This is a genomic window from Actinomadura sp. NTSP31 (assembly GCF_041951385.1).
Lineage (GTDB): Bacteria > Actinomycetota > Actinomycetes > Streptosporangiales > Streptosporangiaceae > Spirillospora > Spirillospora napierensis.
In genome coordinates this window covers 126,616-153,460 of the sequence record NZ_JBGNUT010000011.1, presented here as the reverse complement: position 1 = coordinate 153,460, position 26,845 = coordinate 126,616, and the positions used below count along the sequence as shown (strand labels likewise).

27 protein-coding genes are annotated in these 26,845 nt (G+C 73.9%); 18 read left to right on the top strand and 9 right to left on the bottom strand.

All coding sequences use genetic code 11. From position 1 onward, the window contains the following. Window positions 1–560: 560 nt before the first annotated feature. From ACA514_RS20420 to ACA514_RS20410, 3 genes are all read left to right on the top strand, one after another. Window positions 561–941: a TraR/DksA family transcriptional regulator gene (locus ACA514_RS20420; protein ID WP_375042881.1), complete on the top strand. Its 381-nt coding sequence runs from the start codon at window positions 561–563 to the stop codon at window positions 939–941. A 68-nt stretch (window positions 942–1,009) separates the two neighbouring features. Then, window positions 1,010–1,654, top strand: a complete 645-nt coding sequence (lspA, locus tag ACA514_RS20415) for a signal peptidase II (protein ID WP_375042771.1) — start codon at window positions 1,010–1,012, stop codon at window positions 1,652–1,654. Then, entirely contained in the window at window positions 1,651–2,586 is a 936-nt protein-coding gene (locus ACA514_RS20410) for an RluA family pseudouridine synthase (protein ID WP_375042770.1), read from the top strand. Before lspA ends, ACA514_RS20410 begins: the two co-directional genes overlap by 4 nt. Before the next feature lie 22 nt (window positions 2,587–2,608). On the opposite strand, the gene ACA514_RS20405 is transcribed toward ACA514_RS20410, so the two are convergent. Continuing rightward, window positions 2,609–2,983, bottom strand: coding sequence for a chorismate mutase (locus ACA514_RS20405; RefSeq protein WP_375042769.1), 375 nt, complete (start codon window positions 2,981–2,983; stop codon window positions 2,609–2,611). Between the two features lie 353 nt (window positions 2,984–3,336). Between ACA514_RS20405 and dnaE the strand changes: the two genes are divergently transcribed. After that, window positions 3,337–8,028 (top strand): DNA polymerase III subunit alpha, encoded by a 4,692-nt coding sequence (gene dnaE, locus ACA514_RS20400; protein WP_375042768.1) that lies wholly within the window; start codon window positions 3,337–3,339, stop codon window positions 8,026–8,028. A gap of 68 nt (window positions 8,029–8,096) precedes the next feature. Here dnaE and ACA514_RS20395 read toward each other — a convergent pair whose 3' ends face one another. Continuing rightward, on the bottom strand, window positions 8,097–8,852 hold the full coding sequence (locus ACA514_RS20395; protein ID WP_375042767.1) for a DUF6882 domain-containing protein: 756 nt from the start codon (window positions 8,850–8,852) through the stop codon (window positions 8,097–8,099). A gap of 142 nt (window positions 8,853–8,994) precedes the next feature. Here ACA514_RS20395 and ACA514_RS20390 point away from each other — a divergent pair, with 142 nt between their 5' ends. Continuing rightward, window positions 8,995–9,597 carry a hypothetical protein gene (locus ACA514_RS20390; RefSeq protein ID WP_375042766.1) on the top strand — a complete coding sequence of 201 codons (603 nt, stop codon included), beginning with the start codon at window positions 8,995–8,997 and terminating at the stop codon, window positions 9,595–9,597. Here the strand turns inward: ACA514_RS20390 and ybaK are convergent. Beyond that, on the bottom strand, window positions 9,481–9,987 hold the full coding sequence (ybaK, locus tag ACA514_RS20385; RefSeq protein WP_375042765.1) for a Cys-tRNA(Pro) deacylase: 507 nt from the start codon (window positions 9,985–9,987) through the stop codon (window positions 9,481–9,483). The two genes, ACA514_RS20390 and ybaK, sit on opposite strands and share 117 nt — an antisense overlap. 33 nt (window positions 9,988–10,020) lie before the next feature. Beyond that, entirely contained in the window at window positions 10,021–10,683 is a 663-nt protein-coding gene (locus ACA514_RS20380; RefSeq protein WP_375042764.1) for an LON peptidase substrate-binding domain-containing protein, read from the bottom strand. A 193-nt stretch (window positions 10,684–10,876) separates the two neighbouring features. Here ACA514_RS20380 and ACA514_RS20375 point away from each other — a divergent pair, with 193 nt between their 5' ends. The 9 genes from ACA514_RS20375 to ACA514_RS20335 all read left to right on the top strand — a co-directional run bounded on the left by ACA514_RS20375 (window position 10,877) and on the right by ACA514_RS20335 (window position 18,036). Further along, a complete protein-coding gene (locus ACA514_RS20375; protein WP_375042763.1) occupies window positions 10,877–11,701 on the top strand; it encodes a PhzF family phenazine biosynthesis protein in 825 nt (274 codons plus the stop codon). Between the two features lie 134 nt (window positions 11,702–11,835). Then, a complete protein-coding gene (hisD, locus tag ACA514_RS20370; RefSeq protein WP_375042762.1) occupies window positions 11,836–13,143 on the top strand; it encodes a histidinol dehydrogenase in 1,308 nt (435 codons plus the stop codon). Next, window positions 13,140–14,228, top strand: coding sequence for a histidinol-phosphate transaminase (locus ACA514_RS20365; protein WP_375042761.1), 1,089 nt, complete (start codon window positions 13,140–13,142; stop codon window positions 14,226–14,228). The genes hisD and ACA514_RS20365 overlap by 4 nt, the downstream gene beginning before the upstream one ends. Next, window positions 14,225–14,818 (top strand): imidazoleglycerol-phosphate dehydratase HisB, encoded by a 594-nt coding sequence (hisB, locus tag ACA514_RS20360; RefSeq protein WP_375042760.1) that lies wholly within the window; start codon window positions 14,225–14,227, stop codon window positions 14,816–14,818. The genes ACA514_RS20365 and hisB overlap by 4 nt, the downstream gene beginning before the upstream one ends. A gap of 2 nt (window positions 14,819–14,820) precedes the next feature. Beyond that, window positions 14,821–14,991, top strand: a complete 171-nt coding sequence (locus ACA514_RS20355) for a hypothetical protein (protein WP_375042759.1) — start codon at window positions 14,821–14,823, stop codon at window positions 14,989–14,991. Beyond that, on the top strand, window positions 14,988–15,626 hold the full coding sequence (hisH, locus tag ACA514_RS20350) for an imidazole glycerol phosphate synthase subunit HisH (protein ID WP_375042758.1): 639 nt from the start codon (window positions 14,988–14,990) through the stop codon (window positions 15,624–15,626). Before ACA514_RS20355 ends, hisH begins: the two co-directional genes overlap by 4 nt. Window positions 15,627–15,677: 51 nt before the next feature. Then, window positions 15,678–16,397, top strand: coding sequence for a bifunctional 1-(5-phosphoribosyl)-5-((5-phosphoribosylamino)methylideneamino)imidazole-4-carboxamide isomerase/phosphoribosylanthranilate isomerase PriA (gene priA / locus ACA514_RS20345; protein ID WP_375042757.1), 720 nt, complete (start codon window positions 15,678–15,680; stop codon window positions 16,395–16,397). Continuing rightward, window positions 16,394–17,155, top strand: coding sequence for an imidazole glycerol phosphate synthase subunit HisF (gene hisF, locus ACA514_RS20340; protein ID WP_375042756.1), 762 nt, complete (start codon window positions 16,394–16,396; stop codon window positions 17,153–17,155). Before priA ends, hisF begins: the two co-directional genes overlap by 4 nt. Before the next feature lie 23 nt (window positions 17,156–17,178). After that, on the top strand, window positions 17,179–18,036 hold the full coding sequence (locus tag ACA514_RS20335; RefSeq protein WP_375042755.1) for a RimK family alpha-L-glutamate ligase: 858 nt from the start codon (window positions 17,179–17,181) through the stop codon (window positions 18,034–18,036). 4 nt (window positions 18,037–18,040) lie between these two features. Here ACA514_RS20335 and ACA514_RS20330 read toward each other — a convergent pair whose 3' ends face one another. Next, a complete protein-coding gene (locus ACA514_RS20330) occupies window positions 18,041–19,732 on the bottom strand; it encodes a CocE/NonD family hydrolase (protein ID WP_375042754.1) in 1,692 nt (563 codons plus the stop codon). Window positions 19,733–19,837: 105 nt separating this feature from the next. Next, a complete protein-coding gene (locus ACA514_RS20325; protein WP_375042753.1) occupies window positions 19,838–20,992 on the bottom strand; it encodes an acyl-CoA dehydrogenase family protein in 1,155 nt (384 codons plus the stop codon). Between the two features lie 132 nt (window positions 20,993–21,124). On the opposite strand from ACA514_RS20325, the gene ACA514_RS20320 reads away from it, so the two are divergent. From ACA514_RS20320 to ACA514_RS20310, 3 genes are read left to right on the top strand one after another with little or no spacing between them, the layout of a single operon-like run. Beyond that, a complete protein-coding gene (locus tag ACA514_RS20320; RefSeq protein WP_375042752.1) occupies window positions 21,125–21,655 on the top strand; it encodes an RNA polymerase sigma factor in 531 nt (176 codons plus the stop codon). Continuing rightward, window positions 21,652–22,854, top strand: coding sequence for a hypothetical protein (locus ACA514_RS20315; RefSeq protein WP_375042751.1), 1,203 nt, complete (start codon window positions 21,652–21,654; stop codon window positions 22,852–22,854). The genes ACA514_RS20320 and ACA514_RS20315 overlap by 4 nt, the downstream gene beginning before the upstream one ends. Further along, window positions 22,851–23,147 carry a hypothetical protein gene (locus tag ACA514_RS20310; protein WP_375042750.1) on the top strand — a complete coding sequence of 99 codons (297 nt, stop codon included), beginning with the start codon at window positions 22,851–22,853 and terminating at the stop codon, window positions 23,145–23,147. The genes ACA514_RS20315 and ACA514_RS20310 overlap by 4 nt, the downstream gene beginning before the upstream one ends. Before the next feature lie 6 nt (window positions 23,148–23,153). Here the strand turns inward: ACA514_RS20310 and ACA514_RS20305 are convergent, their stop codons facing one another. Beyond that, window positions 23,154–24,329: a winged helix DNA-binding domain-containing protein gene (locus ACA514_RS20305; protein ID WP_375042749.1), complete on the bottom strand. Its 1,176-nt coding sequence runs from the start codon at window positions 24,327–24,329 to the stop codon at window positions 23,154–23,156. Window positions 24,330–24,408: 79 nt separating this feature from the next. Here ACA514_RS20305 and ACA514_RS20300 point away from each other — a divergent pair, with 79 nt between their 5' ends. Then, complete coding sequence (locus ACA514_RS20300) at window positions 24,409–24,987, top strand: hypothetical protein (protein ID WP_375042748.1); 579 nt, start codon at window positions 24,409–24,411, stop codon at window positions 24,985–24,987. A gap of 51 nt (window positions 24,988–25,038) precedes the next feature. Here ACA514_RS20300 and ACA514_RS20295 read toward each other — a convergent pair whose 3' ends face one another. Beyond that, on the bottom strand, window positions 25,039–25,485 hold the full coding sequence (locus ACA514_RS20295) for a hypothetical protein (protein ID WP_375042747.1): 447 nt from the start codon (window positions 25,483–25,485) through the stop codon (window positions 25,039–25,041). Between the two features lie 100 nt (window positions 25,486–25,585). Further along, window positions 25,586–26,839 carry a hypothetical protein gene (locus ACA514_RS20290; RefSeq protein ID WP_375042746.1) on the bottom strand — a complete coding sequence of 418 codons (1,254 nt, stop codon included), beginning with the start codon at window positions 26,837–26,839 and terminating at the stop codon, window positions 25,586–25,588. Window positions 26,840–26,845: the final 6 nt, after the last annotated feature.

The window sequence follows — 26,845 nt, the reverse complement described above, 5'->3', positions numbered from 1 at the left end:
TGCTGCCCCGACTCTAACGCACCGCGCCCTCCGCCTCTTCCCGTTTACCGGCCCGCCGAACCCCGCCGGGGGCCGCGCCCCGGCGGGGCGGCTCCTTTGCGATCTTCTGCGGTTTCCTGGAGTTTCCTTGTGAGCGGGCCACGGGCATAAGCGGTCGGTAACCGAACCAGGGTGTTTACACGGCCCGTGAAAGGGGACTTATGCTGCCCGCACTGCCTGTCGAGGCGATCAGTGCCGAGGAGGCCACCATGGCCGGCGCGGGAAAGAGCGCGGTGCCCTCTGCCCCCTCCACCAAGAAGGGGCCCTCGGGTAAGACGGGGTCCTCCGGCAAGACGGGACCGGCCGGCAAGAAGGGCCGGAGCGGGCGGCAGCCCGCGGCGAAGGCGCCCTCGGCGAAGCCGGCCAAGCCCGCCGCGAAGCGCGGCACCGCCAAATCCGCGGCCAAGCCGGAGGAGACCGGGCTGGAGGAGACCCGTCCGAGCGGGACCCGGCCGAGCGAGACCGAGCCGGACGCGCCCAAGGCGGGCACGGCCAAGGCCGCCGCGGCGAGGGCCGCGGAACTGCCGGTCCGCGCGGGCGAGGGCCACTGGACGGCCGCGGAGCTGGCCGAGGTGCGGGCCGGCCTGGAGGAGCAGATCGCCGCGCTGCACCGGGAGATCACGGCGTCCGCGGTGCAGATCGCGGAGGGCGACACCAGCGAGGGGGCCGGCGACGACCAGGCGGACGTGGGCGCCAAGACCTACGAGCGCGAACACGAGCTCGCACTGGCATACAATTCACGGGACCTGCTCGCACAGATGGAGCGGGCCGTCCAGCGAATGGAAGCCGGCACGTACGGGATCTGCGAGTCGTGCGCTACGCCGATCGGCAAGGCGCGCCTTCAGGTCTTCCCGCGTGCGACCCTGTGTGTGACATGCAAACAACGCGAGGAACGTCGCTGAGCGACCCAACGAACCCTGACGGCGGGGCCGGGGAATCCACGGGATCTCCCCGGCCGCGCCGCGTCGGCGTGCTGATCGCCGTGGCCCTGGCCGCGCTCGCCGCCGACATCGTGTCCAAGACCGTCGTGGTGGCCACGCTGCACGACCGGGCGCCCGTCCGGCTGCTCGGCGGGCTGCTGACGCTGCGCGAGACCCGCAACAGCGGCGCCGCGTTCTCGATCGGCACCGGCTACACGATCGTCTTCACCGTGATCGCCTGCGGTGTGGTGGTGGCGATCCTGCGCACCGCCCGCAACCTGCGCAGCCTGCCCTGGGCGGTCTGCCTGGGGCTGCTGCTCGGCGGCGCGATCGGCAACCTGCTCGACCGGCTGTTCCGGGCCCCGGCCCCGCTGAAGGGCCACGTCGTCGACTGGATCGAGTTCCCGCACTACCCGGTGTTCAACCTGGCGGACTCGGCGATCGTCTGCGGCGGCGTCCTGGCCGTCGTGCTGGCGGCCCGCGGCCTCCAGATCGACGGGACGCGCCTGTCCGGCAAGGACGCCGAGGACGGGGACGGGGACGGTGGCGCCGGGGAACCGGACGCCCCCTCCGCCGAGGACGGGCCGCCCGCCCCGCCCGCGCGGGACGAGACGGCCACCGCCCCGGCGCCCGGCCCGGACGCCGGGCCCGCCGCCGGGAACGGCGAGGTCCCGGCGCGGGAGGAGAAGCCGTGACGGGCGAGGTCCGCAGCCTCCACGTGCCGGACGGCCTGGAGGGCGAGCGGGTCGACGCCGCGCTCGCCCGGCTGTTCGGGGTGTCGCGGGGCGGCGCCGCCGACATCATCGCCGCGGGCGACGTCCTGCTGGACGGCCAGGAGGTGGCGACCAAGTCCGAGCGGCTGCACGCGGGCGCCTGGCTGGAGGTGACGCTGCCGCCCCCGCCGGCGCCGCCCGCGCCGGTCGCCGAGCCCGTCGCCGGCATGGGCATCCTGTACGAGGACGACGACATCGTCGTGGTGAACAAGCCGATCGGCGTCGCCGCGCACCCCACCACCGGCTGGACGGGCCCGACCGTCCTCGGCGGCCTGCTCGGCGCCGGGCACACGATCGCCACCAGCGGCGCGTCCGAGCGGCAGGGGATCGTCCACCGGCTGGACGCCAACACCACCGGCGCGATGGCGGTGGCCAAGAGCGAGGTCGCCTACTCGCGGCTCAAGCGGGCGTTCAAGGAGCGCCGCATCGACAAGCGCTACCGGGCGCTCGTGCAGGGCCATCCCGACCCGTTCCGCGGGACGGTGGACGCGCCGATCGACCGGCACCCGTCCGGCGACGGCCGGTTCGCGGTCGTGGCGGGCGGCAAGCCGTCGGTGACGCACTACGACACCGTGGAGGCGTTCCGCGCGGCCACGCTGCTGGACATCGACCTCGAGACCGGCCGCACCCACCAGATCCGCGTGCACATGTCGGCGATCCGGCATCCGTGCGTGGGCGACATGGCCTACGGCGCCGACCCGACCCTCGCGGAGCGGCTCGGCCTGCGGCGGCAGTGGCTGCACGCCGCCCGGCTGGGCTTCGAGCACCCGACGCGGGGCGACTGGGTGGAGTTCGAGAGCCCGTACCCCGACGACCTGGCGCACGCCCTGGAGATCGTCTCCGCCGAGTCCTGACCGGCCGCCCGGGCGCCGCCGGTCAGCGGCCGGCGGCGTCCAGGCCCGCCTCGATCACCGCGTTCATGATCCGGGCGAGGTGGTCGCGGCCGAGCGAGGGGGCGTGCCCGGCCATCGCGTCGACGATCTCGCGCTCCCGGTCGGGGTTGCGGCCCGCGAACCCGCCGACGGGCTTGAGCCGCTGCACGAGGGCGGCGACGGCGGCGCGGCGCTCCAGCAGGACGGCCAGCGCCGCGTCCAGCCCGTCGATCGCCGCCCGCGCCTCCGCGACCGTGCCGAGGTCCTCGACGGACGGCAGCGACACGCGGAGCACCGGGGCGGCCGCGCCGGCCGGGCCGCAGGCGGGGCAGGACGGCTCGGGGGCGCCGCCGGTGGCGTCGATGACCTGGTCGTGCATGTCGGTCTCTCCCTCTCTCGCGGCGGCCGCACCGCGCAGGGGGTCCGTGCCCGGGGCCGCGTCCATGGAAAATACGGCGGGACGCCGGTGCCCCGTCAAATCCCGGACACCCGTCTCGCGTCGTGAGACGGTCCGAGCGGGTGCGACGGGTGTTCCCCCGGGTGCCCGCCGTGACGTGCGGGGCGGTGGGCGAGTCGGGGAGCGGGCGCCCCCCGGACGGGGTTAGGCTCTCAGGACCGCGTCATCCCGGCGACCCCGCCGGGACGGCGATCTTCCCCCGGGACCCATAACGCGCCCACGTGCGGCCCATGCACGTGGGCGGTCGCATGCGAGCATCAGGAGGCGCAGCGGGCATGGCCGACTCTTTCGTTCACCTGCATGTTCATACCGAGTACTCCATGCTGGACGGGGCCGCCCGGTTGAAGCAGATGTTCGAGGAGGTCGGGCGGCAGAAGATGCCGGCGATCGCGATGACCGACCACGGCAACATGCACGGCGCCTACGAGTTCTGGAAGCACGCCACCGCCGCCGACGTCACTCCGATCATCGGCTGCCTGCTGGCCGGCCAGGAGATCCTCACCGCCGAGGGCGTCAAGAACGTGGAGGACGTCCGGGAGGGCGATCTCGTCCTGACCCACCGGGGACGCTTCCGCCGCGTGCTGCGGACGATGCGCCGCCCCTACTCCGGCCGTGCGTTCACGATCGAACTGGCGGGCCGGTACGGGCGGACCCTGACCCTGACCGAGGAGCATCCGGTCCTCGTCCGCACGCCGGACGGCCTGGTGGACTGGAAGAAGCCCGGTGACATCACGGCCGGGCGGCGCACCGCCAAGGGCGGCGTCCACGCATGGAACTCCTGGGCGTGCCTGCCCAAGCTCGCGGCCGAGCAGCGGACGCTCGACATCCTGCCGCTGCTGCCCGGCGGTTTCACCGAGGACCCGGCCGGTGGTCTCCGGCGGTCCTACCGGTCCGAACACCGCGCGGACCACTCGTGGCCCGCGTTGCCGGCCCGGATCGAACTGGACCGCGACTTCGGGTACCTGCTCGGTCTGTACGCGGCCGAGGGACACCTGCAGATACGGGACGGCGAGCTGACCGGCGGAATCGGGCTCACGCTCAACCAGGACGAGGAGGCGCTCGGGAATCGCTGGCGCGGCCTGCTCGACCGGTTCGGCATTCAGGCGCAGACGTACCCCCGGCCGGAGAAGGGGTCCCAGGAGATCAGGGCGTGCTGCGTGCCGCTGGCCTTCGTCCTGGCGGAACTCGTGGGCCGCAGCGCGCGCGGCAAGCGGGTCCCGGACTGCGTTCTCAACGGCCCGGCCGAGGTCCGCGAGGGCTTCATCGACGGCTTTCTCGACGGCGACGGCAGATCCGCGGCGGCGGTCTCCAACACCGCGCGCCGGCGCGACATCAAGGTCGCCTCTCGCTCGCTGGCCTGGGGAGTGCGGGCGCTCCTCGCCGATCGCGGACACTGGAGCACGGTGTCCAGCGGTGTGGAGAAGGGAAACTTCCCTCAAGGGCGGACCGATCGCGACTACCGCTGGTACCACGTCTCCTACAACCCGGAGCGCGCGTACTCGCGGACGATCGAGGATGACGACTACCTGTACCGTCCCATTCTGGGCGTGGAAGCCGTCGAACTCGAGTGCGAGGTCTTCAACTTCGAGGTGGAGGAGGACAACTCCTACGTCTCGGATTTCATCCTGCACAACTGCGAGGCCTATATGGCCCCCGAGTCGCGCTTTCACAAGAAGAAGGTGCAGTGGGGCGAGCCGAGCCAGAAGCGCGACGACGTCTCCGGCGGCGGCCTGATCAACCACATGACGCTGTGGGCGCGCAACAAGGCCGGGCTGCACAACATGTTCAAGCTGTCCAGCCGCGCCTACACCGAGGGCTTCGTCTTCAAGTACGCCCGCATGGACGAGGAGCTGCTCGCCGAGCACGCCGAGGGCGTGATGGGCACGACCGGCTGCCCGTCCGGCAAGATCCAGACCCGGCTGCGGCTCGGCCAGTTCGACGAGGCGCTCAAGGCCGCCGCGACCTTCCAGGACATCCTCGGCAAGGACAACTACTTCCTCGAGCTGATGGACCACGGCCTCGACATCGAGCGCAACGTCCGCCAGGGCCTGCTCGACATCGGTAAGAAGCTCAACATCCCCCCGGTGGTGACCAACGACTCGCACTACACCCACGAGTCCGAGGCCACCGCGCACGACGCGCTCCTCTGCGTCCAGGTGGGCAAGCAGCTCGCCGACCCCGACCGGTTCCGGTTCAACGGCAGCGGCTACTACCTCAAGACCCCCGACGAGATGCGCGGCATCGACGGCTCGGACGCCTGGCTGGAGGGCTGCCGGAACACCCTGCTCATCGCGGAGAGGGTCGATCCGGCGGGGATGTTCGAGCACCGCGACCTCAGCCCCCGCTTCCCCGTCCCCGAGGGCGAGACGGAGGAGAGCTGGTTCCGCAAGGAGGTCTGGGCGGGCCTGGAGCGGCGCTTCCCGGACGGCCTGCCCGACGGGTACAAGGAGCAGGCCGAGTACGAGATGGGCGTCATCCTCGGCAAGGGGTACCCGTCCTACTTCCTCGTCGTCGCCGACTTCATCATGTGGGCCAAGCAGAACGGCATCCTGGTCGGGCCGGGGCGAGGGTCCGCGGCGGGCTCGCTGATCGCCTACGCGATGGGCATCACCGACCTCGACCCGATCCCGCACGGGCTGATCTTCGAGCGGTTCCTGAACCCCGAGCGCGCGTCCATGCCCGACATCGACATCGACTTCCCTGAAGACCGGCGCGCCGAGGTCATCAAGTACACGACGGAGAAGTGGGGCGCCGACAAGGTCTCCTTCATCGCGACGTTCGGCACCATCAAGGCGAAGGCCGCCATCAAGGACGCCGGCCGCGTCCTCGGCTTCCCGTACGCGCTGGGCGACCGGATCTCCAAGGCGTTCCCGCCCGCCGTCATGGGCAAGGACATCCCGCTGTCGGGCATCTTCGACGACAAGCACCCCCGCTACGGCGAGGCCGGCGAGCTGCGCAAGCTGTACGAGGAAGAGACCGACGTCAAGCAGATCATGGATCTGGCGCAGGGCCTGGAGGGGCTGATCCGGCAGACCGGCGTGCACGCCGCCGGGATCATCATGTCCGGTGAGACGATCACCGACCACGTGCCGATCATGCGCCGGGACGCCGACGGCGCGATCATCACGCAGTTCGACTACCCGACCTGCGAGACGCTCGGCCTGCTGAAGATGGACTTCCTGGGCCTGCGGAACCTGACGATCATCGACGACGCGCTCAAGGGGATCAAGAAGAACAAGGGCGTCGACGTCAACCTGCTCGAACTGCCGCTGGACGACCAGCCGACCTACGACCTGCTCGCCCGCGGCGACACGCTCGGGGTGTTCCAGTTCGACGGCGGCCCGATGCGCTCGCTGCTGCGGCTGATGAAGCCGGACAACTTCGAGGACATCTCCGCCGTCGGCGCCCTGTACCGGCCCGGCCCGATGGGCGCGAACTCGCACACCAACTACGCGCTGCGCAAGAACGGCCAGCAGGAGATCACCCCGATCCATCCGGAGCTGGAGGAGCCGCTCAGGGAGATCCTCGACACGACCTACGGCCTGATCGTCTACCAGGAGCAGGTCATGGCGATCGCGCAGAAGGTGGCGGGCTACACGCTCGGCAAGGCGGACCTGCTCCGCCGCGTCATGGGCAAGAAGAAGAAGGCCGAGCTGGACGCCCAGTTCGTCGGCTTCGAGCAGGGGATGATCGACAACGGCTTCTCCAAGGAGGCCGTCAAGACGCTGTGGGACATCCTGGTCCCGTTCTCCGACTACGCGTTCAACAAGGCGCACTCCGCCGCGTACGGCCTGGTCTCCTACTGGACCGCCTACCTCAAGGCGAACTACCCGGCCGAGTACATGGCGGGCCTGCTGACGTCCGTCGGCGACGACAAGGACAAGAGCGCCCTCTACCTGTCGGAGTGCCGCCGGATGGGGCTGAAGGTCCTGCCGCCGGACGTCAACACCTCCGAGGCCGACTTCACCCCGCTCGGCGACGCCGAGATCCGGTTCGGCCTGTCGGCGGTCCGCAACGTCGGCCACAACGTGGTGGACGGGATCGTCGCGGCCCGCAAGGAGAAGGGCGCCTACACCGACTTCAACGACTTCCTCAGCAAGGTCCCGTCGCAGGTGTGCAACAAGCGGGTCGTGGAGTCGCTGATCAAGGCGGGCGCGTTCGACGAGCTCGGGCACGAGCGCAAGGCGCTGCTGATGGTGCACGAGCAGGCGATCGACTCGGTCATCGACATCAAGCGCAAGGAGGCCGTCGGGCAGGACTCGCTGTTCGGCGCGCTGGAGGACGACGGCGGCGAGGACGCCTTCGCCGTCGTCATCCCCGAGGGCGAGGAGTGGGACAAGACCACGCTGCTGGCCTTCGAGCGGGAGATGCTCGGCCTGTACGTCTCCGACCACCCGCTGCTGGGGGTCGAGCACATCCTGGAGCGCGAGGCCGACTGCACCATCGCGGCGCTGAACGAGGGCGAGCGGCCGGACGGGCAGATCGTGATCATCGCGGGGCTGCTGTCCGGCCTGCAGCGCAAGGTCACCAAGCAGGGCAACTCGTGGGCCATGTTCCAGCTGGAGGACCTCGCCGGCTCCATCGAGGTGCTGTGCTTCCCGTCGTCGTACCAGCTGTGCTCCACGCTGCTCGCCGAGGACGCGATCCTCATCGTCAAGGGGAAGCTGGACCGCCGCGAGGACGTCGCGAAGATCATCGCGATGGAGGTCACCCAGCCGGACCTGACCGTCACCGAGGGGACCGGTCCGCTGGCGGTGACGCTGCCGCTCGGCCGCTGCACGCCGCCGACCGTGTCGCGGCTGAAGGAGGTCCTGATCACCCACCCGGGCTCGTCGGAGGTGCACCTGCACCTGCAGAACGGGCCGCGCACCACGGTCGTCCGGCTGGACGACCGGCTGCGCGTCGCCCCGTCCCCGGCGCTGATGGGCGACCTGAAGCAGCTCCTCGGCCCGTCCTGCCTCGGCTGAGGGCCGCGCGCCGCAGTTAGCGGCAGGGAGCGCCGCCGGGGCCGGAACCGGCGGCGTCGCCGGCTCGGTTATCGGTCGGTCGCGGCGGACGACACCGGGACGTCGCGGTGCCGGCCGCGGGCGGCGGCCGGGGCCGCGGGCATGAGGTCGGCCTGCCAGTCGACGAAGCGGCCGAGGCCGTCGAAGAGCGCGCGGGCGGTGCCGCCGCCGGGCAGCCGCATCTCGGTCACCTCGTCGGTCTGCCGGTAGGCGACGCGGTGGTGCGACAGCAGGCCCGCGAGCGTGAGCCGGGGCTCGCGCGGGAACAGGCCGGCCGCGCCCGTGAGGAGCCGGGGGACGGGGATCGGGTCCCAGCCGGCGGGCGGCACCTGCGGGTCGTCCACGTGCAGGTAGGCCGAGCCGCCGTCGTAGCCGGCGCCGATGTAGCCGGCGCCGCGCAGCACCCCGCCCGCGGCCATCGCGATCAGCTCGCCGCCGTGCCCGGCCGGGCCGTCGTACCAGGACAGGTCGACCTCGGGGGTGGTGAACTCGGTGATGCCGAGCCGCTCGCCGAGGGCGCGGATCACCAGGGTCGGGACGACCGCCGGATGGGCCTCGCCGAACTGCGGGTTGGCCCATCCCCACAGCCAGGTGCGCTCGCGCGCGGCGTAGGAGCCGAGCAGCGAGACGCGGACGGTGACGCCGCCGCTGGCGTAGGTGCGGGCGGTGAGGTCGGCGCTCCAGTCCTCGCGCGGGAGGAACTCGGCGAGCGTCTCCTGCTGCTGCAGGACGACGGCCGCCAGGGCGGCGCCGAGGCGTTCGAACGCGGGACTGAATCCGGACATGTCGGGCACATTATCCCAGTAGCCGGGGCGGTCGCGGGTGTGAATCACAACGGGAGCCGGGCACCCTTCGATTGTCGATCGGCTGACCTGGGCAGGCTAGGCTTTCGCTGTCAGAGGACACTTCCACCTAGGAGCGTACGCAGTGCGGCGACCGACCGGGAGGCAGTTGACGACCTGGCTGGTCACCACCGCCATCGTGACGCTGCTCGGGCCGCTCGCGGGGCTGCTGTGGGGAAACACGATCCCCAAGGTGACCTATGTGATCGTCCAGGGTGAGGCGCTGGTCGCCGATCCGGAAGGCGAGGGGCCGATCGGGGTGGACGGCCGGTTCGCGCTGATCGCCCTCTCCGCCGGGCTGCTGTGCGGCATCGCCGCGTACCTGGCGGGCGGCCGCCGCAACGACGTCGCGCTGCTGCTCGGCCTGGCCGCCGGCGGCGTCGCCGCGTCCCTGCTCGCCTGGAAGACCGGCCACCTGATCGGGCTCGGCCCTTTCCAGGACGTCGTCCGGCACGGCCGCGACGGCGCCACCGTCAAGGGCGTCGCCGACCTGCGCGCCAAGGGCGTGCTGATGGCCTGGCCGCTGGTCGCGGTCGCCGCGTACGGCCTGCTGGAGGTGGTGTTCCGCCGGCTACCCCCGGGCGATCGCGGCGACGGTGGCGCCGGTGAGGGCGACGAGGTCGGCGGGGACGAGCTCGATCTGGAGTCCGCGCCGACCGGCCGAGACGTAGACGGTCCCGAGCGCTGACACCGACGCGTCGATCACCGTCGGCAGCCGGCGGCGCTGCCCGAGCGGGCTGATCCCGCCGACCACGTAGCCGGTGGCGCGCTCGGCGTCGCGCGGGTGGGCCATCACCGCCTTCTTGCCGCCCGCCGCCGCGGCCAGCGCCTTCAGGTCCAGTGACCCCGACACCGGGACGACGCCGACGGTCAGCCGCCCGTCCACCTCCGCCAGCAGCGTCTTGAAGACCTGGTCGTGCGGGACGCCGAGCGCGTCGGCCGCCGCCGCGCCGTAGGACTCGGCGTCCGGGTCGGGCTCGTAGGGATGCAGCGTGAACTCGATGCCGGCCTTGGCCGCCGCGACCGTGGCGGGCGTGCCCTTGCCGCCGGCCTTGCTCACCCCTGCCCGCCTGCTCATGGGGTCCAGTCTGCCGTGATCTTCGGCGCCGCGTCAGTTCAGGGTGAACGAGCCGTCCAGGAACTGGCCGGCGGGGATCATCGGCAGCTCGTCCAGGATCCGGTTCTCCCGGGCCAGCAGGTCGCGCTCGGCCGCCAGCCGCAGCGCGGCGTCCTCGCACTCCAGCAGCCGCTGCTTCTCGTGCCCGTCGAGGACGACCGCCGCGGCGATCAGGTAGGACAGGGCGACGGGGTCGTCCGGCAGCTCCGCGTCGCCGGCCGTGCCGGCTCCGGCGGCCGACAGCCGCTCCCGGTAGAGCCGGAACAGCCGCCGCACGCGCCGGGCGGCGGGGCCGGGATCGGCGCCCGGCTCCTCGGGGAGGAACTCCACCTCGCCCTGCAGGTAGGGGCGGGACCGGTCCAGCTCCTTGACCCGGAAGCGGCGCGTCCCGGTGGTGACGATGTCGTAGCGGCCGTCGGGGTGCCGCCTGGCCTCGCGCAGCTCGGCCAGGCAGCCGACGCCGGCGAGGCGGCGCGCCGCGTCCTGCCCGACCTCGTGGCCGAGCTCGATGCCGACCACGCCGAAGCCGCGCGGCTCGGGCCGTTCGAGCAGGTCGCCGATGAGCAGCCGGTACCGCTCCTCGAACAGGTGCAGCGGCAGCACCAGGCCCGGGAACAGCACGGTGCCCAGCGGGAACAGGGGGAGCCGCTCCGTCATGTCGCCTCTTTCCCGCACCGTCCGGGGGGACGCCCTCCGCGCCAGCGTACGCCGCCGTCGATGATCTTGGTAAGGGCTGATTTTTCATAGTGTGAAGCAGGTGTCACGGGCCGGGCCGTCCGGGGGTCGGCCGGGCCACTCGTCCCCGATTGGCCGTGCCGCCCCCACGGGCGCCGCCGGTAGCGTCGGCGGCATGAGAATGCTCGTCGTGGACGCCTTCGCCGACCGCCCGTTCACCGGGAACCCCGCCGGGGTCTGCCTGCTGGACGGTGCCGCCGACCCGGACTGGATGCAGCGGGTCGCGGCCGAGATGAAGCACTCGGAGACCGCGTTCGTCCGGCCGGTCGACGACCCCGACGCGGACTTCGAGCTGCGCTGGTTCACCCCGCTCGTCGAGGTCGCGCTCTGCGGGCACGCCACGATGGCCGCCGCCCACGCCCTCTACGACACCGGGACCGTGCCCGCCGGCCGCCCGATCCGCTTCCGGACGCTGAAGAGCGGCGTCCTCACCGTCACCCGCGACGCCGGCGGCGCCCTGGCGATGGACTTCCCCGCCTGCCCGCCCGAGTTCACCGCGCCGCCGGCCGGGCTGGCCGAGGCCCTCGGCGGCGTCGAGATCGGGTGGACGGGACGCAACGTCCAGAACGACCTGATCGTCGAGCTCGCCGACGAGGACGTGGTGCACCGGCTGGCGCCCGACATGGCGGCGCTCGGGCGGATCGACGCGCGCGGGGTGGTCGTCACGGCGCGGCTCGCCGAGCGCGAGCACGACCGCGAGCACGACTTCGTGTCCCGCTTCTTCGGCGCGCGGATCCTGCTCGGCGACGGCGAGGACCCCGTCACCGGGTCGGCGCACTGCGCGCTCGCCCCGTTCTGGGCGGAGCGGATGGGCCTGGAGGAGCTGACCGGCTATCAGGCGTCCGAGCGCGGCGGCTACGTCCGGATGGAGCTGCGCGGCGACCGTGTGATCCTTTCTGGCGAGGCGGTCACCGTGCTGGACGGGACGCTGCGCGTCTGAGCGATGTGGCTCTTGTGACCCATGTCGCCCCCTGTGGTGACAGGGACGGGCGGCGCCCTCCGGGGCGGCGACACGGGCGTCTCGGCACCTGAGACGGTGCGCGAGGGACGGGAGCCACTCCGTAGACTGGGCGGGTGATTTCCCGTATCGACCTGCGCGGCTCGCTTCCCGGCGACCTGCGCACCGTGCTGCCCCGCGCCGAACTCGACGTCGAGGCCGCCCTGGACAAGGTGCGGCCGATCTGCGAGGACGTGCGCCATAGGGGCTCGCAGGCGGTGCGGGAGCACACCCGGATCCTGGACGGGGTCGAGCTGGAGAGCGCCCGGGTCCCGGTCCGGGCCGTCCACCAGGCACTCGCCGGGCTCGACGCGGCCGTGCGCGAGGCGCTGGAGGAGAGCATCCGCCGCGCCCGCGCCGTGCACCGCGACCAGCGCCGCACCGACACCACCACGCGGGTCGTGCCCGGCGGCACCGTCACCGAGCGGTGGATCCCGGTCGGCCGCGTCGGCCTGTACGTGCCGGGCGGCCGCGCCGTCTACCCGTCCAGCGTGGTCATGAACGTCGTCCCGGCGCAGGAGGCGGGCGTCGAGTCGCTCGCCGTGACCTCGCCCGCGCAGAAGGAGTTCGGCGGCCTGCCGCACCCGACGATCCTGGCGGCGTGCGCGCTGCTCGGCGTCGAGGAGGTGTACGCGGTGGGCGGCGCGCAGGCGATCGCGATGTTCGCCTACGGCACCGAGGAGTGCCCGCGCGCCGACCTCGTCACCGGGCCCGGCAACGTGTACGTCGCCGCCGCGAAGCGGCTGCTCAAGGGCGTGATCGGCATCGACGCCGAGGCCGGCCCGACCGAGATCGCCATCCTCGCCGACGACACCGCCGACCCGGTGGACGTCGCCGCCGACCTGATCAGCCAGGCCGAGCACGACACGCTCGCCGCCGCCGTCCTGGTGACCGACTCGGTGCGGCTCGCCGACGAGGTCGAGCGGGAGCTGAAGGCGCAGGTGGCCCGCACCAGGCACACCGAGCGGATCACCGAGGCGCTCGCCGGGCGGCAGTCCGGCATCGTGCTGGTCGACGGGATCGACGACGGCCTGAAGGTCGTGGACGCCTACGCCGCCGAGCACCTGGAGATCCAGACCGCCGACGCGGCCGCCGTAGCCGACCGCGTCCGCAACGCCGGGGCGGTCTTCGTGGGCCCGTACGCGCCGGTGTCGCTCGGCGACTACCTCGCCGGGTCCAACCACGTCCTGCCGACCGGCGGGTGCGCGTGCCATTCGTCGGGGCTGTCGGTCCAGTCGTTCCTGCGCGGCGTCCACGTCGTGGAGTACGACCGCGACGCCCTCGCCGAGGCCACCGGCCGCGTCGTCGCGCTCGCCGAGGCCGAGGACCTGCCCGCGCACGGCGCGGCGCTCAAGGCCCGCTTCGACTGGGAGATCCCTTCGTGACTTCGCTGAACGACCTGCCGCTGCGGGACGACCTGCGCGGCCGGGAGCCCTATGGCGCGCCGCAGCTGGACGTCCCGTACGCGCTGAACACCAACGAGAACCCGTACCCGCCGTCCGATCGGCTGGTGAAGGCGCTCGGCGAGGCCGTGACGGACGTCGCCGGGTCGCTGAACCGCTACCCCGACCGCGACGCCGTCGCGCTCCGCGAGGACCTCGCCGCGTTCCTGAACACCGACACGCCCGGCGCCGGCCTCACCGCCGGGCGGGTGTGGGCGGCGAACGGCTCCAACGAGATCATCCAGCAGATCCTGCAGGCGTTCGGCGGGACGGGACGCACCGCGCTCGGCTTCGAGCCGTCCTACTCGATGCACCCGATCATCACCGGGGTGTCCGGCACCGGCTGGATCAACGCGTTCCGCGACGAGGACTTCGGCCTGGAGCCGGCCCGCGCGATCGCGGCCGTGCGGGAGCACCGGCCCGGCATCGTGTTCCTGACCTCGCCGAACAACCCGACCGGCACCGCGCTGCCGCTGGCGGCGATCGAGGCCGTCCTGGCGGCGGCGCCCGGCATGGTCGTCGTCGACGAGGCCTACGCCGAGTTCCGCCGCGCGGGCACCCCGTCGGCGCTGACGCTGCTGGACGGGAACCCGCGGCTGATCGTCACCCGGACGATGTCCAAGGCGTTCGCGATGGCGGGCACCCGGCTCGGCTACCTCGCCGCCGACCCCGCCGTGATCGAGGCGCTGCTGCTCGTCCGGCTGCCCTACCACCTGTCGGCCGTCACCCAGGCGGTGGCGCGCACCGCGCTCGCGCACGGCGAGGAGCTGCTCGGCGGCGTCGAGGCGCTGCGCCGGGAGCGCGACGACCTGGTCGCGTGGCTGCGCGCCGAGGGGTTCCGGGTGGCCGACTCCGACGCCAACTTCGTGCTGTTCGGGACGTTCCCGGACCGCCGGAGGGTCTGGGAGGCGCTGCTGGAGCGCGGCGTGCTGATCCGCGAGGTCGGGCCGCCCGAGTGGCTGCGGGTGAGCGTCGGCACCCCCGGGGAGATGGCCGCCTTCCGCACCGCACTGAAGGAGAGCTTGTGACGCGCAAGGGACGAGTCGAGCGCGGGACCAAGGAGACGCGGGTCCTCGTGGAGATCGACCTGGACGGCACCGGCGAGGTCGACGTGGCGACCGGCGTGGGGTTCTTCGACCACATGCTGGCGCAGCTCGGCAAGCACGGGTCGTTCGACCTGACCGTCAAGACGGCCGGCGACCTGCACATCGACAGCCACCACACGATCGAGGACACCGCGATCGCGCTCGGCCAGGCGTTCCGCGAGGCGCTCGGCGACAAGGCCGGCATCCGCCGCTTCGCCGACGCCTCCATCCCGCTGGACGAGGCGCTCGCGCAGGTCACCGTGGACGTGTCCGGCCGCCCCTACCTCGTGCACGTGGAGCCGGACGGCATGGCGCCGATGATCGGCCCCGAGTACGACACGACGATGACCCGGCACATCTTCGAGTCGTTCGTGTCGAACGCGCAGGTGGCGCTGCACGTCCACGTCCCGTACGGGCGCAACGCCCACCACATCGTCGAGGCGCAGTTCAAGGCGCTGGCGCGCGCGCTGCGCGACGCGGTCGCGTTCGACCCGAAGGTGCACGGCATCCCGTCCACCAAGGGAGCGCTGTAGCCGTGGACATCGGCGGACTGCACTTCACCTTCCTCAACGTCGCGGTCTTCGCGGTCGCGCTGTTCCTGCTCACCGGCGTCTACAGCTTCCTCAAGCAGGGCCTCAAGGGCGCCGCGCTGATCGTGCTGTGCCTGGCCGGGCTGGCGTTCGCCGGGGGAGTGATGTGGCTGTGAGCCCGAACGTCGTCGTGCTCGACTACGGGTCGGGCAACCTGCGCTCGGCCGAGCGCGCCGTGGCCCGCGCGGGCGCGGACGTCACCGTCACCGCCGACTGGGACGCCGCGCTCGCCGCCGACGGCCTGGTCGTGCCGGGCGTCGGCGCGTTCGCCGCGTGCATGGCGGGCCTGCGCTCGGTGCGCGGCGAGCAGATCATCGGCCGCCGCCTCGCCGGGGGCCTGCCGGTCCTCGGCATCTGCGTCGGCATGCAGATCCTGTTCTCCAAGGGCATCGAGCACGGCGTCACGACGGAGGGCTGCGACGAGTGGCCCGGCACGGTCGACGGGCTGGAGGCGCCGGTCGTCCCGCACATGGGCTGGAACACCGTGGACGTCCCGGACGGCTCCGTCCTGTTCGAGGGGCTCGCGGACGCCCGGTTCTACTTCGTCCACTCCTACGCGGCGCGCCGCTGGGACCTGGCGCCCGACCCGACCGGCACCATCGAGCCGCCGCTGGTCACCTGGGCCGAGCACGGCGACCGGTTCGTCGCGGCGGTCGAGAACGGCCCGCTGTGCGCGACCCAGTTCCACCCGGAGAAGTCCGGCGACGCGGGGGCGCGGCTCCTGCGCAACTGGCTGTCCACCCTCTCCTGACCGCGCCGGCGCCGGCACGCCCGCGCCCACCTGTATCGATAGGGTTTCCGTATGACTCTGACGCTCCTTCCCGCCGTTGACGTCGCCGACGGCCGGGCGGTCCGCCTGGTGCAGGGCGAGGCCGGCACCGAGACCTCCTACGGCGCCCCCCTCGACGCCGCGCTGGCCTGGCAGGACGCGGGTGCGGAGTGGATCCATCTGGTCGACCTGGACGCGGCGTTCGGGCGCGGCTCCAACCGGGAGCTGCTCGCCGAGGTGACCGGGCGGCTGGACGTGAAGGTGGAGCTGTCGGGCGGCATCCGCGACGACGCGTCGCTGGAGGCGGCGCTGTCGACCGGCTGCGCGCGGGTGAACATCGGCACCGCCGCGCTGGAGGACCCGGACTGGTGCCGCAAGATCATCGCCTCGCACGGCGACAAGATCGCGGTGGGGCTGGACGTGCGCGGCACGACGCTCGCCGCGCGCGGCTGGACGCGCGAGGGCGGCGACCTGTGGGAGGTCCTCGCCCGCCTGGAGGCCGACGGCTGCCCGCGCTACGTCGTCACCGACGTCACCAAGGACGGCACGCTGCGCGGCCCGAACACCGAGCTGCTGCGCGAGGTCTGCTCCCGCACCGACAAGCCCGTCGTGGCGTCCGGCGGCGTCTCGTCCCTGGACGACCTGCGCGAACTCGCCAAGCTCGTGTCGCACGGCGTGGAGGGCGCGATCGTCGGGAAGGCGCTGTACGCGCAGGCGTTCACGCTGGAAGAGGCCCTGGAGGCCGTGAAGTGACCGTCGCCGTACGGGTCATCCCCTGCCTGGACGTCGACGCCGGGCGCGTCGTCAAGGGCGTCAACTTCCAGAACCTGCGGGACGCCGGCGACCCCGTCGAGCTGGCCCGCCGCTACGACGCCGAGGGCGCCGACGAGCTGACGTTCCTGGACATCACCGCGTCCAGCGCCGACCGCTCCACCACCTACGACGTGGTGCGCCGCACCGCCGAGCAGGTGTTCATCCCGCTGACCGTCGGCGGCGGCGTCCGCACCGTCGACGACATCGACCGGCTGCTGCGCGCCGGCGCCGACAAGGTGTCGGTGAACACCGCGGCGATCGCGCGGCCGGAGTTCCTGCGGGAGGCCGCGCACCGGTTCGGTTCGCAGTGCATCGTCCTGTCGGTGGACGCGCGCCGCGCTGACGGCACCGAGTCCGGGTTCGAGGTCACCACGCACGGCGGCCGCAAGGGCACCGGCATCGACGCCGTCGAGTGGGCGCGCCGCGGCCAGGAGCTCGGCGTCGGCGAGATCCTGCTGAACTCGATGGACGCCGACGGCACCAAGGCCGGCTTCGACCTGGAGATGCTGCGCCGCGTCCGGGAGGCCGTCACCGTGCCCGTCATCGCCAGCGGCGGCGCGGGCGCCGTGGCGCACTTCGCCCCGGCCGTCGCCGCCGGCGCCGACGCGGTGCTCGCCGCCAGCGTCTTCCACTTCGGCGAGATGAAGATCTCCGAGGTGAAGGACGCGCTGCGCGCCGAGGGCAACCCCGTCCGCTGACCCTCCGCGAGAAGGAACCCCCCGTGACCGCTTCACCCCGGTGCGCCCTCGCCACCTGCGCCCGGCTGCCCGAGGGCAGCGACGACGCGCGGATGCTCGCCGCCGCCCTCGCCGGCCTCGGCGTCGCCGCCGACATCGCCGTCTGGGACGACCCGGCCGTCGACTGGCCGGGCTACGACCTGGTCGTCATCCGCTCCACCTGGGACTACACCGACCGGCGGGACGCGTTCCTTGCCTGGGCGGAGAGCCTGCCGCGCGTGCTCAACCCGGCGGACGTGCTGCGCTGGAACACCGACAAGCGCTACCTGCGCGACCTGGAGGCCGCGGGCGTCCCCGTCGTCCCGACCCGGTGGGACCCCGACGACATCCCCGACTGGCCCGAGTACGTGATCAAGCCGTCGGTGTCCTCCGGTTCCCGCGACACCGCGCGGTGGAGGCGCGGCGAGGAGGACGCCGCGCGCGCCCACCTGCGGTCCCTGCGCGACGCCGGCCGGACGGTCATGCTCCAGCCCTACCTGGAGGCCGTCGACACCGCGGGCGAGACCGCCCTGGTGTTCTGCGCCGGCGAGTTCAGCCACGCGGGCCGCAAGTCGCGCGTCCTCAACCCCGGCGCGGGCGTCGAGGGCCTCGCCGGCCTCGGCGACACCCGCGGCAGGGTCACCGCCGCCACCGCGACCGACGCCGAACTGGACGTGGCCCACCGCGTCCTCGCCGCCGTCCCGGGCGGCCGCGACCTGCTGTACGCCCGCGTCGACCTCATCCCCGGCCCCGACGGCGAGCCGCTCCTCATCGAACTGGAACTGACCGAACCCGCCCTCTACCTCGAACACGCCCCCGGCGGCGGCACCCGCTTCGCCAAGGCGGTCGCCGGCCGGCTGTGAAGCCCTAGGCGGGATCCTCGTCGGGGGCGGGGGTGGCGGACTCGGGGGAGCGGTCCACGATCGGGAGGATGATCGCGGACGGGTGGTCGGGGTCGTGGAAGACCTCCTGGGACGCCTGGACCATCCGGCGGGCGGTGGCGAGCGGCTCGCCGGTGCCGGGGTTCGCGGCGACCTTCGGATGGGCGCCGCTGGTCACGTGCACGCGGACGCGGTGGCCGCGCGCGAAGCGGTGCCCCGTGGGCCACAGGTCGACCGCGATGCGGCGGACGCCGGACGTGCCGACCGGTTTCTCGGCGAACGCGGGGAGGCGCAGCCCGCCCTCGCAGACGTTGCGGGACGTCCCGTCCGGGGCCACGTCGCAGAGCCGGACGACGAAGTCGGTGTGCTCGCGGTCGGAGCGGACGAACAGGTCGGCGCCGACCGGGCCGATCACCTCGAGGGGCTCGGTGAGCGGCGGCGAGGTGAACACCAGCACGTCCGGGCGGCGTTCCAGCGGCCGGTTGTCGACGGGGCGGGAGCTGCCGAGCAGGGTCGGGCCGCCGAGCGCGGGCGTCGGGCGGGCCGGGTCGAACCGGTAGGCGCTCGGCTCGGACGGGCGGGGGCCGTCCTCGCCGAGGCCGCCGCCGGGGTGCAGGTGCCAGCGGTCCTGGCGCATGCCGGGCGGCGGCCAGTCGCCGTAGTGCCGCCACTCGCGGGCGCCGGTGACGTACAGCCGGACGGGTTCGGCGCGCAGCCCGGACGGGTCGCCGAGCAGGTGCGCGCGGAACCACGCGAGCGTCTCGCGGAACGACACCAGCCCGTGCCGGGCGTCGGTGTGCCACCAGGGGCCGATGGTGAGGTACGGCCGGTGCCCGGCGGCGCGCAGCGCCAGGTAGTCCTTGATCTCCCAGGGCAGGAACACGTCGTACCAGCCGCCGAGCAGGGCGACGGGCGCCTCGACGCCGCCGACGGTGCCGCTGAAGTCGCGGCCGTCCCAGTAGCCCGCGTCCGTGCCGTGGTTGGCGAGCAGGTCCTGGTAGAAGCGCATCTGCGCGCCGCCGGTCGCCACGTCCAGCTCCGACAGGGGGAGGCCGGAGCGGGCGGCGCGGACCGCGCGGCGGCGCGACAGCAGCGTCGCCGTCAGCAGGCCGAGCGGCTGCTGCTGCCGGTGGGTGAGGTCGGTCCAGGTGAGCGTGGACTCCAGCGCGAACGAGCCGCCGACGTAGGCGGCGTCCCGGAACGACGACGCGGTGATCTGCAGCGACATCGCCTTCAGCTCCGGGCCGGCCTCGGCGGCGATCGCCCAGGCGGAGTAGCCGAGGTAGCTGGCGCCGTAGGTGGCGAACGTGCCGCCGAACCACGGCTGCTCCTTCAGCCACGCGACGGTGGCGAGGCCGTCGTCGCGCTCGCCGCCGAGCGGGTCGAACTCGCCGCCGGACCCGAACGTCCCGCGCGCGCTCTGCACGACCAGCTGGAACCCGAACGGGACGAACAGCAGGCCGTTCGCCAGCGCGGCGGGGCCGCGCCGCCCGTACGGGGTGCGCACCAGGATGGTCGGCGGCGGTCGCCGCGTCCCCACCGGGACGTAGCGGTCGACGAGCAGCGTCACGCCGTCCGGCATGGTCACCGGCAGATCGCGCTCCACCGTGTACCGGGGGAGCGCGCGCGGGCGGCGGACGCGGATCGGCGGCGCGGGCAGTCGGTCCCTGAGGGCCATGCGACCTCCCAAGATTGCTACTACCTAGTAAGGTAACCGCTCGCGCCCGGCCGACACCTCCGCGGCCCGCCGAACTCCCTGGGCGTTCCGCTCCGGCGGCGGGGATCAGCAGGCGTATCCGGCGTCGCGGGCGAGGTGGCGGCCGATGACCATCCGCTGGATCTGGTTGGCGCCCTCGAAGATCTGCATCACCTTGGCCTCCCGCATGTACCGTTCCACGGGATGGTCGCGGGTGTAGCCGTCGCCGCCCAGCACCTGCACCGCGTCGGCCGTCACCTTCATCGCCGCGTCGGTCGCGGCCAGCTTGGCGATGGACGCCTGCCGCGCGAACGGCAGCCCGCGGTCCTTGCGCCGGGCGGCCTCAAGGTATCCGGCGCGCGCCGTCTCCACGGCCGCGGCCATGTCGGCGAGCAGGAACGCGATCCCCTGGTTGGCGATGACCGGGCGGCCGAACTGGCCGCGCCCCGCCGCATACCGGACGGCGTGGTCCAGCGCGCCCTGCGCCAGCCCGACCGCGCACGCGGCGATGCCGAGCCGCCCCGCGTCCAGCGCCGCCGCGGCGATCGGGAACCCGCAGCCCTCGTCGGCGATCCGCCAGTCGTCGGGCACCCACGCGTCCTCGAAGTGCAGCCGCGCGGTGGTGGAGGCGGTGAGGGCCATCTTGCGCTCGGGCGGCCCGAACGCCAGGCCGTCCATCCGCCCCTCGACGAGGAAGCAGGTGAGGCCGCCGGGGCCGCCGGACGTGCGGGCGAACAGCACGTAGAAGTCCGCCTCGCCGCCGTGCGTGATCCACGTCTTGGTGCCGGTGATCCGGTAGCCGTCCCCGTCCGGGACCGCGAGCGTGCTGAGCCCCGCCGCGTCCGGCCCGGTGAACTCCTCGGCCAGCGCGTAGCCGCCGAGCAGGTCGCCCTCCAGCAGCTCCGGCAGTTGCTTGCGCTGCACGTCGGTGCCGCAGGCGAACAGCGGGAAGCACGACAGGGTGTGCACGCTCACCCCGACCGCGACCGACGCCCACACCGCCGCGATCTCCTCCAGCACCTGCAGGTACACCTCGTACGGCTGGCCGCCCCCGCCGAGGTCCGGCGGGTAGGGCAGGCCGAGCAGCCCGGCGCGGCCCAGCATCCGGAAGATCTCGCGGGGGAACGCGCCGGCCTCCTCGGCGGGCGCGGCGCGCGGCGCCAGTTCCCGGCGGGAGATGTCGCGGGCGAGCGCGACCACGTCTGCGGCCTCGGGCGAGGGGAGCATGCGATCTGCGGGCATGTCCACATCATGGCTGATCAGAGGCCCTGCGCGCGGCGGACCGGAAATGGTCTCCGCTTTGTTCCTTTTGACGCCGGGAACAAAAACGCCCGAGCGTGGTAAACCTTCCTCCGGCACGTTCGTCTCTGCTCCGTGACGTACCAGCAGCAGACGACAGGGGCCATCGCGGTGCCGCTCACGCGTCCCGGCGACGGGTACGAGGAACTGTTCACCGCCCACTTCTGGGGCCTGGTCCGGCTCGCGACCCTCCTCGGCGCCGACGACGCGGAGGACGTGGTGCAGGACGCGTTCGTCCGGCTGCACCGCAAGCGCCGCACCCTGCGCGACCAGAACGCCGCGCTGGCCTACCTGCGCTCCAGCGTGTGCAACGCGTCCCGCAGCCGGCTGCGGCACCTGCGGATGGCGCGGCGCCGGCACGCGCAGCTCGCGCCGCCGGCCGAGGCCGGGTCGGCCGAGCACGAGGTGGTGCGCGACGAGGACGTCCGCGCGCTGCTGGCGGCCGTCGCGGACCTGCCCGGCCGGCAGCGCGAGGTGCTGGTGCTGCGCTACTGGCTGGACCTGAGCGAGCGCGACACCGCCGAGGCCCTCGGCACGGTCAAGGCCCACACCGCCCGCGCCATCGCGGCGCTCGGCCGGCGCTTGAAGGACGAGGAGGCGAAATGAACGGCATCGAGGAACGGCTGAAGGACGCGTTCGGCGCGCGGGCGGACGCCGTCCGCCCGCACCCCGGCGCCCGCGCGGAGAACGCCCGCCGGATCCGCCGGGCGCGGACCCGGCGCCGGATGGCCGCGCCGGCGGCCGCCCTGGTGGCCGTCGCCGCCGCGGCGGCGTTCCCGGCGGCCCTGCCCGAGGCGTCGCACCGGGACGGCCCGAACGCGGCGACGGGCATCCGCTCGCCGGGGAACCTGGTGGACCCCTCGACCATCGTCACGATCCCCGCGGCCCTGCCGGGCGGCGCGACGTTCACGCCGGACGCGCTCGGCGCCGACGGCTCCGTCGTCGGCCGCACCGCCGACGGCCGCGTCCACACCGCCGGGCCGAAGGGCGGCCGTCCCAAGCCGCTCGGCGTCCGCGCCGAGGGCGGCCTGGCGGCGGGGAGCGGCTTCGTCACCTGGATCGCGCCGGGCTCCTGGAAGCTCAGCTGCCGCACCTCCGCAGGACGCACCGGCGCCATCGGCCCGCAGGGCGCCACGCCCGCCGATCCCGTCCTCACCGGCGGCGGCGCGGTCGTCGGCGACGACCCGATGAACCAGCCGTTCGTCGCCACCGGCTGCGGCGACACCGGCCACACCGTCGACAACCACGGCAAGGGCGTGCTGGGGTCGGCGCTGGCGTTCGCGTACCCGACGCTGTTCGTCGCGGACACCTCTAACGACGACGTCCTGCGCGAGATCGACGTCAGGACCGACGCGATCGTCCGGGAGCACCCGCTCCCGCCCGGTGTCCGCCCCCTGAAGCTCACCGGCAAGGGCGGCAGGGGCGGCGAGCGCCGGGCCGTCCCCGGCACCGGCGCCGACCAGGGGTGGAAGGCGGCGGCCAACAAGGAGTACTTCGCCTCACTCGTGGACGGGACGCTGCGCATCGTCGCCCGCGACGGCTGGAAGCCCGTCACCCCCCTCGACGTGGGGACGGCGCGGGGCGGCACGAAGGCGGCCGGCGGCACGCGGCTCACCGCGGGCGACCACCTGATCGCCTACACGAGCGGGGGCGCCTCCGGCGTGATCGACACCAGGACGCTGGAGAGCGTGCGCGAGCACCCGTCCAGCATCCGCTGGACGGTCGTGCAGGGACCGGTCCTCGCGGCGGGCGGCTGGCTGCTGTGGCGCGACGGCGCCGCCTACCGGCTCGGCCGCGCACGGTGACCGCGCCATCGAAGGCGGGCGCCGCCAGCGGCCCGTACGACACCGAGGCCGACGTGTTCGCCGAGGTCCGTGACATCTACACCGGGCACGCCAAGCACGGCGTCATGCGGGCCCGCAATCTCGACCTGCTCCTGCGCGCCTGCGCCGACCACGGGGTCGAGTTGGGCGACTACGACCGCGCCGTGCTGCGCCGGCTCGCCGCGGGCCCGCCCGAGACGGCCCAGGTCCTCGCGAGCCTCATCGCCCGCGCCGCCCTCCCGCCGGCCGGCGCGCCCCGCTTGAAGCGGGCCTGACCGCGGTCAGGCGGTCAGCTCCTTCTCCAGAGGGGTGCGGAAGCGGGGGGTCGCGCGGACGTCGCCGTACCAGGCGGCGATCCGCTCGGCCTCCCGCGCGACGGCGGCCTCGGCGTCGGCGCCGGCGTCCTCCAGCAGCCGGACGGCGATCTCGCCGTCCTTGCGCTGGGCCCAGCCGCCGACGATCCGCCCGTCCCACCATACGGACGGGCCGATGTTGCCGCTGCGGTCGAACAGCGGCGGGCCGTGGTCGCCGAGGAACCAGCCGCGGTCCTGCCAGCCCATGGGGGTCGGGTCCAGCGCGGGCAGGAGCGCGGCGCAGGGCTCCGGCGGGGGAGTGGGGTCCAGGTCGTCGGCGAGGACGATGCCGGTCGTGCCGCCGAGGTCGACCTCGGCCGTGTCGAGGCGGGCGAGCGCCCGGCCGACCTCCCCGGCCGTCCAGCCCGTCCACCATTTGAGATCGGCGGCGGGCGCGGGGCCGAAGGCGCGCAGCCACCGCCGGGCGACCTCGGCCCGCGCCTCGTCCGCCGGGACGTCCTCGACGCCGCCGGGCAGCCACGTCTCGATCGGCGCCCAGCGGTACTGGCTGCTGACCCAGCTGCCGTTCGGGCGGCCGCGCACGATCAGCCCCTCGCAACCGAGCGTCACCAGCACCCACGTCGTCACGCCCGTCGGCCGCGAGTACGCCTTGCCGGGCGCCGGGTCGACCTGGGTGCGCAGCAGCGGCACGGCCGCGCTCAGCTGCGCGCCGGTCGCCTCGCCGCGCTCCAGCAGCGCCCGGTGCGTCGCGTCCTCGACCTCCCGGAACCACTCGGCGACGTTCTCGACGTCGCTGCCGCGCTCGATCAGGGCCGCGTACCTGCGGCGCTGCTTGGCGGCGAGGGCGTTGGCGGTGGACGCCTGCAGCGCCGGGACGAGGTCGACGGGCACGACGAACATCGTCCGGCGCATCGCCAGCATCCGCAGCAGCGTCCGGTCGTCGTACAGCGCGCGCTCGACGTCGGACGGCCCGGCCGTGACGCAGCGGGCGGCGACGGACAGGAACACCGTGGCCGGGTCGGTGGCGTGCAGCACCACCAGCGACCGGGCGATCTCCGCGACGTCGTCGGTGCGGGCCGCCGGGGCCAGGCGGTGCCGCCGCGTGAGCCGGGCGCGCCGCTCGGCGACGCTGATCGAACGCATGAACGAATCATAGGGGCCGCGCGGCGCCCGGCGCGCCACGAAACTGGATCTTCGCGGCGCCCCGTGCTGCACTGTGCGGATGACCGGTGACGACGGGGCCGGCCTGGTCGTGTGCGCGGCGCTGCGGCTGGAGGCCCGCGCGGTGCGGCGCGGGCTCGCCCGCGCCCCCGCCGTGGTCGTCGGGTACCGCGCCCGGCACGCCGCGCGCCTGCCGGACCGCACGGGCGTCGCCGTCGCCGTCGTCGGGTTCGGCGGCGCGCTCGACGGCCGGCTGTCCCCGGGGACCGTCGTGGTGGCGGACGAGATCCGCGGCGGCGGCAAGCCCGTGCCCTGCCCCGGCGCGCGGCCGCTGGCCGCCGACCTCGCCGGCGGCGGCCTGCGCGTCCACGTGGGGCCGCTGGTCACCGCCGACCGCGTCGTGCGCGAGCGGGAGCGCCATGTGTGGGCGGCGGACGGCGCCTGCGCGGTCGACATGGAGTCGGCGCGCGTCGCGGCGGCCCTCCCGGACGGGACACCGGTCGCGGCCCTGCGCGTCATCGTGGACGGCCCGCACCACCCGCTGCTGCGGCCCGGCACCGTCACCCGCGGCCTGGCCGCCTGGCGCGTCCTGGCGCGCACCGGCCCGGCGCTGGAGCGCTGGGCCGCGGGGCTCGCCTGAAGGCTGCGGGCTCCCCTGAAGGCGGCGCGGCTCGGCCGAAGGCGGCCCGGGTCAGGAGTGGCTCATCCCGTGCATCTCGCCCGACTGGATGCGCCCGCCCAGGTCCTTGCGCAGCGACTGCAGGGTCGCCGGGGTGCTCACCGCCACCCAGCGCGTCCCCACCAGGTACGTCCCGCCCCACGGCTTCGCCTCGTCCAGCCACGCGGTCATGTCCTGGTCGCGGTCGAAGCTGACCAGGACGTACTGGCCCCGCGAGTTGCGGCAGTTGCCCTGCTGGAGCTGCTCCGCCTTGCGCCGGCCGACGAGGCTGCACCCCGTCCGGGCGGCCAGCTCGTCCAGGTTCGCCGGGGCGGCCGCCCGGTCGCCGTCGCCGGACGTCCCGGCCTTGCCGGCCTGGCAGCCGGCCGCCAGCGGCAGCGCCAGCACGGCGGCGGCCGCCAGGGCCAGGCCGGCGCGCGGGAGTCTCGCTGCGCGTCCGAGGTGATGCGTGGAGCCCATGGCCCGTCCTCCCGGGGAGAGATGCGCGGTACGACGGGGCATACGCGCGCGGGGCCGGAAGGGTTCAGCGGGGCCGCAAGAGGTTCGGCGCGGACGCGGCTCAGGTCGCCAGGCGGGCTCCGGCGGCGGCCCGCACGTCGGTCTCCTCGGCTTCGTCGTGGTGGAGGCGCTGCAGCCGGATGCGGGTCTCGGGGGTGACCGGCGCGAACCGGGCGGCCTCGGCGCGCACGCCCTCCTGGCAGTCCCAGAGGCCCTCGATGGTGTACGACTCGGCGGTGTGCGGGGCGGTGCGGGTCAAGGCGGTCACAATGCGGGGGCGCAGGAAAGCGTAGGGGGATTCGGTCCAAGCGGTCTTCAGCAACGGGACGGCCTCGCCGGCGCGCAGTCTCCCGAGCCCCTCGATCGGGCCCGCGGCGGCGCGCCACTCGCGCGCCTCCAGCGCCTCGCGCAGCTCGTCCATCAGCAGCGGGACGTCCTGGCGGGTGCCGTGCCTGGCGAGCATGCTGATCCCCATGAACGCGCAGCCGCCGCGTTCGGCGGCCCACGCCCGCGCCCACGGCAGCGCCTCCGGCCCGTACTCGCGCAGCGCCCGGCACACCGCGCCGCCGAACCTGCTCGGCCGCTGCGGCAGCACCTCCTCCGCGAGCTCCAGCAGCGCCGGCGTCCGCCGCCGCCCGAGCTCGAAGACCGCCGCGATGGCGCCGTCGTCGCGGCGCCTCGCCAGCTCCAGCAGCTCCGCCTCGGAGCGCTCCGCCCCGCCCGGGATCGTGCTCACCGGCCGCCGCGGCCGGCCCGCCTCCCGCCGCCGCGCCAGCGCCTCGGCTATCCGCGGCTGCCGCACCGCCCAGCTCTCCAGCACCGGGTTCGTCCCGCCCGCCACCAGCGACCGGATGTCGCCGTCGTCGCACCGCGCCGCCACCAGCTCGTCCAGCCCGTCCGCCAGCCGCGGGTCGCCCAGCAGCACCAGCTCGTCGAGCGCGTCGAACCAGTGCGCGCCCTCCTCGGCGTACCGGCGCAGCGGCACCGCCGCCTCCCGCCGGCTCAACCGCACCAGATGCCCCAGCACCTCGAGCGCCAGCCGCACCCGCCACTCGTCGCCGTCGGCGTGGTCGGCCGGATCGGCGAGATGCTCCGCGACCGGCCACACCGGCAACTCCAGGTCCACCATCAACCGGGCGTAGTAGAGGCCCCGCGTCTCGCATTGCCGGTCCCACCGCGGATCCCTGCGGATGCAGTCGTAGACGTACTCGCCCGCGCCGGGCCTGTCCGCCGCGCGCCGCGCGGCCCTCCCGAGTCCCCGCTGCAGCTGTCCGCGCAGCGTGCCCGCCGATTCCAACACGACCTCGTTGCTCACTCCAGC